The sequence below is a fragment of the Nocardia sp. Marseille-Q1738 genome (assembly GCF_965283145.1).
This window is the reverse complement of sequence record NZ_CBDIMS010000017.1, coordinates 1-5,449: the sequence shown is the minus strand read 5'-3', so window position 1 is coordinate 5,449 and position 5,449 is coordinate 1. Positions and strand designations below refer to the sequence as shown.

The following is a 5,449-nucleotide window of genomic DNA, read 5'->3' as shown; positions in this document are numbered from 1 at the left end:
TGTGTGCGTGTGTTCTTTGAGAACTCAATAGTGTGTCGATGAATGTCAGTGCCAATTATTTTTGGTTCCGGCTCTTCACCCCCCGTGTGGAGGGTCGGGTATTTAAGTCAGCTATTTTTCCGGCTGGCGATTGTTTTGCTGGGTTTTCGGACTCTGGTTATTACTTTGATTGCGCCCTGTGGGGTGTGATTGTGAGTCTTCAACGGAGAGTTTGATCCTGGCTCAGGACGAACGCTGGCGGCGTGCTTAACACATGCAAGTCGAGCGGTAAGGCCCTTCGGGGTACACGAGCGGCGAACGGGTGAGTAACACGTGGGTGATCTGCCTCGCACTTCGGGATAAGCCTGGGAAACTGGGTCTAATACCGGATATGACCAGTTGCTGCATGGTTTCTGGTGGAAAGATTTATCGGTGCGAGATGGGCCCGCGGCCTATCAGCTTGTTGGTGGGGTAATGGCCTACCAAGGCGACGACGGGTAGCCGGCCTGAGAGGGCGACCGGCCACACTGGGACTGAGACACGGCCCAGACTCCTACGGGAGGCAGCAGTGGGGAATATTGCACAATGGGCGAAAGCCTGATGCAGCGACGCCGCGTGAGGGATGACGGCCTTCGGGTTGTAAACCTCTTTCGACAGGGACGAAGCGCAAGTGACGGTACCTGTAGAAGAAGCACCGGCCAACTACGTGCCAGCAGCCGCGGTAATACGTAGGGTGCGAGCGTTGTCCGGAATTACTGGGCGTAAAGAGCTTGTAGGCGGTTTGTCGCGTCGTCTGTGAAAACTCACAGCTCAACTGTGAGCTTGCAGGCGATACGGGCAGACTTGAGTACTGCAGGGGAGACTGGAATTCCTGGTGTAGCGGTGAAATGCGCAGATATCAGGAGGAACACCGGTGGCGAAGGCGGGTCTCTGGGCAGTAACTGACGCTGAGAAGCGAAAGCGTGGGTAGCGAACAGGATTAGATACCCTGGTAGTCCACGCCGTAAACGGTGGGCGCTAGGTGTGGGTTTCCTTCCACGGGATCCGTGCCGTAGCTAACGCATTAAGCGCCCCGCCTGGGGAGTACGGCCGCAAGGCTAAAACTCAAAGGAATTGACGGGGGCCCGCACAAGCGGCGGAGCATGTGGATTAATTCGATGCAACGCGAAGAACCTTACCTGGGTTTGACATACACCGGAAACCTGCAGAGATGTAGGCCCCCTTGTGGTCGGTGTACAGGTGGTGCATGGCTGTCGTCAGCTCGTGTCGTGAGATGTTGGGTTAAGTCCCGCAACGAGCGCAACCCTTGTCCTGTGTTGCCAGCGGATTATGCCGGGGACTCGCAGGAGACTGCCGGGGTCAACTCGGAGGAAGGTGGGGACGACGTCAAGTCATCATGCCCCTTATGTCCAGGGCTTCACACATGCTACAATGGCCGGTACAGAGGGCTGCGATACCGTGAGGTGGAGCGAATCCCTTAAAGCCGGTCTCAGTTCGGATCGGGGTCTGCAACTCGACCCCGTGAAGTTGGAGTCGCTAGTAATCGCAGATCAGCAACGCTGCGGTGAATACGTTCCCGGGCCTTGTACACACCGCCCGTCACGTCATGAAAGTCGGTAACACCCGAAGCCGGTGGCCTAACCCCTTGTGGGAGGGAGCCGTCGAAGGTGGGATCGGCGATTGGGACGAAGTCGTAACAAGGTAGCCGTACCGGAAGGTGCGGCTGGATCACCTCCTTTCTAAGGAGCATTCTCCACCGGCACCCACGTAGGTGGGATGGTAAACGTTTGGTGGCAGAGACCGTTTCGGAAGCAATCGTTTTCCGGCGGGAGCTCATGGGTGGAACGCTGGCATGTGCCTCGAATTCGCTGGGAGTCTGAGTGCTTCTGGTTCGGGGATGTAGTCGACACACTGTTGGGTCCTGAGAGAACAGGCGTTCTTTCTAGGCAATATGACGACGAGGCTGAATCTTCAGTTATACCGCGGGATTTCGGTTCCGGCTGGTGCTGAGCCAGGGTTTGGTCTTGTGTGTTGTTTGAGAACTGCACAGTGGACGCGAGCATCTTTGTTAGTAAGTGTGTAAGAGCGTACGGTGGATGCCTTGGCACCAGGAGCCGATGAAGGACGTAGGAGGCTGCGATAAGCCTCGGGGAGCTGTCAACCGAGCTGAGATCCGAGGATTTCCGAATGGGGAAACCCAGCACGAGTGATGTCGTGTTACCCGCGCCTGAATATATAGGGTGTGTGGAGGGAACGTGGGGAAGTGAAACATCTCAGTACCCACAGGAAGAGAAAACAATTGTGATTCCGTGAGTAGTGGCGAGCGAAAGCGGATGAGGCTAAACCATGCGTGTGTGATAGCCGGCAGGTGTTGCACGTGTGGGGTAGTGGGGCTCACTTTCCTATCACTGCCGTGGTAGGCGACAGTCAGAAAAGTTCGTGTTAGTTGAAGTGGTCTGGAACGGCCCACCATAGACGGTGAGAGTCCGGTAGGCGAAAACATGTTCTCTGTTGTAGTGGGTTCCCGAGTAGCAGCGGGCCCGTGAAATCTGCTGTGAATCTGCCGGGACCACCCGGTAAGCCTGAATACTCCCTGGTGACCGATAGCGGACTAGTACCGTGAGGGAAAGGTGAAAAGTACCCCGGGAGGGGAGTGAAATAGTACCTGAAACCGTGCGCTTACAATCCGTCAGAGCCTTCCACTTTGTGGTGGGGTGATGGCGTGCCTTTTGAAGAATGAGCCTGCGAGTCATCGGTGTGTGGCGAGGTTAACCCGTGTGGGGTAGCCGTAGCGAAAGCGAGTCCGAATAGGGCGTTTTGAGTCGCATGTCATGGACCCGAAGCGGAGTGATCTACCCATGGCCAGGGTGAAGCAGCAGTAAGATGTTGTGGAGGCCCGAACCCACTTAGGTTGAAAACTGAGGGGATGAGCTGTGGGTAGGGGTGAAAGGCCAATCAAACTCCGTGATAGCTGGTTCTCCCCGAAATGCATTTAGGTGCAGCGTCACGTGTTTCACGCCGGAGGTAGAGCTACTGGATGGCCTAGGGGGCCTACAAGCTTACCGAAGTCAGCCAAACTCCGAATGCCGGTGTGTGAGAGCGTGGCAGTGAGACTGCGGGGGATAAGCTTCGTAGTCGAGAGGGAAACAGCCCAGATCGCCGGCTAAGGCCCCTAAGCGTGTACTAAGTGGAAAAGGATGTGGGGTCGCTGAGACAACCAGGAGGTTGGCTTAGAAGCAGCCACCCTTGAAAGAGTGCGTAATAGCTCACTGGTCAAGTGATCCTGCGCCGACAATGTAGCGGGGCTCAAGTACACCGCCGAAGCCGCGGCACTCCAACATGGACATCCCTGCCCCCTTTTTGGGGGGGTGGGCAGTGGTTGGGGTGGGTAGGGGAGCGTCCTGCAGCCATGGAAGCAGCAGTGTGAACTAGTTGTGGAGGCTGTGGGAGTGAGAATGCAGGCATGAGTAGCGAAAGACGAGTGAGAAACTCGTCCGCCGAATGACCAAGGGTTCCTGGGCCAGGTTAATCCGCCCAGGGTGAGTCGGGACCTAAGGCGAGGCCGACAGGCGTAGTCGATGGACAACGGGTTGATATTCCCGTACCCGTGTATCCGCGCCCAATGGCGAATCATCTGTGCTAACCGCCCAAAACCGGACGGATCTCCTTCGGGAGACCGGAAGGGGCTGCGCGGGATCCTGGGTGTAGTAGTCAAGCGATGGGGTGACGCAGGAAGGTAGCTGGGCCAGGTGGTGGATTACCTGGTGTAAGCCGGTAGGGCGGGATCTAGGTAAATCCGGATCCCATGAAGCCTGAGAGGTGATGCGTAGCCGATTGAGGCGAATTCAGTGATCCTATGCTGCCGAGAAAAGCCTCTAGTGAGTTGGTACACGGCCCGTACCCCAAACCGACACAGGTGGTCAGGTAGAGAATACCGAGGCGATCGAGAGAACTGTGGTTAAGGAACTCGGCAAAATGCCCCCGTAACTTCGGGAGAAGGGGGACCAGGCCTGGTGATGGATCTTGCATCCGGAGCTGGGTGTGGTCGCAGAGACCAGAGAGAAGCGACTGTTTACTAAAAACACAGGTCCGTGCGAAGTCGTAAGACGATGTATACGGACTGACGCCTGCCCGGTGCCGGAAGGTTAAGAGGACCGGTTAGCGGAGTAATCCGCGAAGCTGAGAATTTAAGCCCCGGTAAACGGCGGTGGTAACTATAACCATCCTAAGGTAGCGAAATTCCTTGTCGGGTAAGTTCCGACCTGCACGAATGGCGTAACGACTTCTCTGCTGTCTCAACCACAGACTCGGCGAAATTGCATTACGAGTAAAGATGCTCGTTACGCGCGGCAGGACGAAAAGACCCCGGGACCTTCACTATAGCTTGGTATTGGTGTTCGGTACGGTTTGTGTAGGATAGGTGGGAGACTGTGAAGCGGGCACGCCAGTGTTCGTGGAGTCGTCGTTGAAATACCACTCTGGTCGTATTGGACTTCTAACCTCGGGCCATGATCTGGTTCAGGGACAGTGCCTGGTGGGTAGTTTAACTGGGGCGGTTGCCTCCCAAAATGTAACGGAGGCGCCCAAAGGTTCCCTCAGCCTGGTTGGCAATCAGGTGTCGAGTGCAAGTGCACAAGGGAGCTTGACTGTGAGACTGACGGGTCGAGCAGGGACGAAAGTCGGGACTAGTGATCCGGCACCGGCATGTGGAAGCGGTGTCGCTCAACGGATAAAAGGTACCCCGGGGATAACAGGCTGATCTTCCCCAAGAGTCCATATCGACGGGATGGTTTGGCACCTCGATGTCGGCTCGTCGCATCCTGGGGCTGGAGTAGGTCCCAAGGGTTGGGCTGTTCGCCCATTAAAGCGGCACGCGAGCTGGGTTTAGAACGTCGTGAGACAGTTCGGTCTCTATCCGCCGCGCGCGTCAGAAACTTGAGGAAGGCTGTCCCTAGTACGAGAGGACCGGGACGGACGAACCTCTGGTGTGCCAGTTGTCCCGCCAGGGGCATGGCTGGTTGGCTACGTTCGGAAGGGATAACCGCTGAAAGCATCTAAGCGGGAAGCCTGTTCCAAGATGAGGTTTCTCACCACCTTTGAGTGGTTAAGGCCCCCTACAGACCATGGGGTTGATAGGCCGGAACTGGAAGCACGGTAACGTGTGGAGGTGACCGGTACTAATCGGCCGAGGACTTACCAACAAAGGTTGCTACGCGTCCACTGTGCGGTATCTGAAACAACACACAGACACTGCAGCACACCCCCTCACGGGGTTTCTTCCGCCCAAGGCGGGAGGCTCCGGGTGCGGGTCGGGCTGTGAGTGTGGATAGTTTCATAGAGTTACGGCGGCCATAGCGGCGGGGAAACGCCCGGTCCCATTCCGAACCCGGAAGCTAAGCCTGCCAGCGCCGATGGTACTGCACTCGACAGGGTGTGGGAGAGTAGGACACCGCCGGAACATCCTTCACGA

3 rRNA genes are annotated in these 5,449 nt (G+C 56.7%); all 3 read left to right on the top strand.

From position 1 onward, the window contains the following. Positions 1 to 199: 199 nt before the first annotated feature. The 3 genes from ACWPXK_RS33005 (at position 200) to rrf (ending at position 5,437) form a co-directional block, all read left to right on the top strand. Positions 200 to 1,718 (top strand): 16S ribosomal RNA (locus tag ACWPXK_RS33005). Between the two features lie 330 nt (positions 1,719 to 2,048). Then, a 23S ribosomal RNA gene (locus ACWPXK_RS33000) occupies positions 2,049 to 5,180 on the top strand. Between the two features lie 140 nt (positions 5,181 to 5,320). Then, positions 5,321 to 5,437: ribosomal RNA gene (gene rrf, locus ACWPXK_RS32995) — 5S ribosomal RNA — on the top strand. The 16S, 23S and 5S rRNA genes sit together here, the layout of an rRNA operon. Positions 5,438 to 5,449 lie beyond the last annotated feature (12 nt).